Annotated in this window: 2 protein-coding genes; one reads left to right on the top strand and one right to left on the bottom strand. The window is 43.8% G+C overall.

Annotated elements, in window-relative coordinates; all coding sequences use genetic code 11:
• Positions 1–132 precede the first annotated feature (132 nt).
• Positions 133–999 carry an AraC family transcriptional regulator gene (locus tag A1D16_RS21575; RefSeq protein ID WP_290713793.1) on the bottom strand — a complete coding sequence of 289 codons (867 nt, stop codon included), beginning with the start codon at positions 997–999 and terminating at the stop codon, positions 133–135.
• 139 nt (positions 1,000–1,138) lie between these two features.
• Between A1D16_RS21575 and A1D16_RS21570 the strand changes: the two genes are divergently transcribed.
• The coding region (locus A1D16_RS21570) for a Gfo/Idh/MocA family oxidoreductase (protein WP_290713790.1) at positions 1,139–2,277 on the top strand (1,139 nt) is incomplete at its 3' end.

Genomic DNA, 2,277 nt, shown 5'->3' with positions numbered 1-2,277 from the left:
CAGTTGGCAGGTATTTGCCTTGGCCGCTATACTGGCAGTTTTACTAACCTTGGTAACAGTAAGCTTCCAGGCTATTAAAGCAGCCTTATCAAATCCTATAAAATCTCTTCGCACGGAGTAAACAACAGCCGTTTATTTTCCGAGGGGTTCTAAAAAACTCATCCTGAAATTTCGCGGCGTAGTTTTTTTCAGTTTAAAGAACTGTTTATTAAAATTAACAGGGGAATTGAAACCGCTTTCATAGCAGATTTCAAGGATGGATTTATCTGTGCTCTGTAATTGCTGACAGGCATAACCGATTCTGATCTCGGTTAAAAACTGAACATACGACTTCTGCGTTGATTTTTTAAAGTACCGGCAAAATGCAGTAACGCTTAGATGTGCTATAGCGGCCACCTCTTCCAGGGTAATACGCTGCTGAAAATTCCGGATCGTAAAGTCAAAAACTTCATCGAGCCTTTGTTTGAACTTATCATTATTGGCAAATTCCTGCTGGGTGGATAAAAAACTCTTTTCACAGCTTTCCTCCATAAGCTTGAGGCATTGCAACAGATTCAGCAATCGTGAAAAACCCTGGTCTGATTCGAGTTGAATAAGTGATTTTGCTAATTCAGGCAGCCGGTCGCCACTTAAACGAATTCCCTGCATAGAAGCGGACAAGAGTTTATAAATGGCCTGGGTTTCCGGAATTTTTAAAAAGCCTTGTCCCCAAAAATCTTCCGTAAACTGTACCACTAAGGAAGCGGCTGTTTGAATACCTTCATTTTTATAAAATGCATGAGGCAGGTTTTTACCAAGCAGAAAAAGGTCGCCGGCCTTAAACTCACCAACATAATTACCGACAAAACACATTCCATGTCCCTCCAGGAAAAGTGATATTTCGTATTCGATATGCTGGTGCCAGGGAGTTTCAAAATAGGGCGTACGAAATGTACTGGCAATAAAAGAAGTTTCTCCTGCTAACGGTAATTTTTGAACAATTGGGCGTACACCTAACATATTTTGAATAAAATTGGCTTATATTATACAATATAAGGCTAAGATAGTTTATATATTAAAGAAAAAAGGGCTTCAATTATTTTGATAAATTCTTAACTATGTAATTGAACGGTTTATCAGGAAACAAAGCTGCCATTATATGAAAATTGCTCTTTTGGGTGCCGGGTTTATTGCCCGTTTTTATGCCAGTACCTTACATGCTCAAAGAAGAAAGGACAGCATCCACATCGTTTATTCCAGAACCCGGAAAACTGCCGAAAAATTTGCAGCTGATTTTAGGGTTCCGGCATGCACCGATAATATGAAAACGGCGATCGAAGATCCTGCTACAGACGTCGTACTGATTGCCTTACCCAATCACTTGCATGCCGAAGCTGTTGAGCTGGCGGCCGCGGCAGGAAAACCAATATTATGTACCAAACCTCTTGGCAGAAATGCAGCCGAGGCCAAAGCCATGTTAGACAGCGTGGAAAAAGCCGGCGTATTTGCTGGTTACCTGGAAGACCTTTGTTATACCCCAAAGATCCTGAAATCATTTGAGGCCGTTGCAAATGGGGCAATTGGCAGGGTATTATGGACGAAATCGAGAGAAGCGCATCCCGGTCCGCACAGCGATTGGTTCTGGAATAAAGAGTTATCAGGGGGCGGAGCCATCATTGACCTGGCTTGTCATTGCGTGGAGATCAGCAGAAACCTGATCGGGAAAAACATCCGCCCTATAGAAGTCATGTGCTGGGCTGCTACGCAAGTGCATCCCATAGAAGCCGAAGACCATGCCATAGGTCTGGTGAAATACGCCAATGGCGCCATTGGACAGTTCGAAGTCAGCTGGACCTTCAGGGGAGGGATGGATCTAAGAGATGAAGTAATGGGAACGGAGGGATCTATCTGGTTGAACAGTTTTTTACGAACCGGGTTTGAAATGTACGTGGCAGGCAACAAAGCTGGATATGTGGCGGAAAAAGCCGAACAGGCTTCTGGCTGGTTATTTCCCGTAGGCGATGAAGCGCATGAACTGGGTTATCCGCATATGTTTTCCGATATGTTTGATGCATTGGAAGAAAACCGTGCACCCCGTGAAACCTTTTACGATGGCTACGTAGTAAATGCCATACTGGATGCAGCCCTGGCCTCGGCCATTTCTAAAAAATGGGAGCCGGTGCAATTAGATGATTGGCGGGGTATCCAGGTACAGGAAACGGACAAGGAAGCCATTCCGTATGATGAGCAGTATTACCTGGTCAAAAAAGAGCTTCTGCCAGGCGGCCTCTATAAATT

The sequence above is a fragment of the Flavihumibacter sp. CACIAM 22H1 genome (assembly GCF_001601815.1).
Classification (GTDB): domain Bacteria; phylum Bacteroidota; class Bacteroidia; order Chitinophagales; family Chitinophagaceae; genus Flavihumibacter.
Note: the sequence above shows the minus strand (reverse complement) of the source record. Positions and strands in the feature narration are given on the sequence as shown.

Coding starts and splice junctions, on each gene's coding strand:
- A1D16_RS21575 (WP_290713793.1), bottom strand. CDS start 999: ATGTTAGGTGTACGCCCAATTGTTCAAAAATTACCGTTAGCAGGAGAA.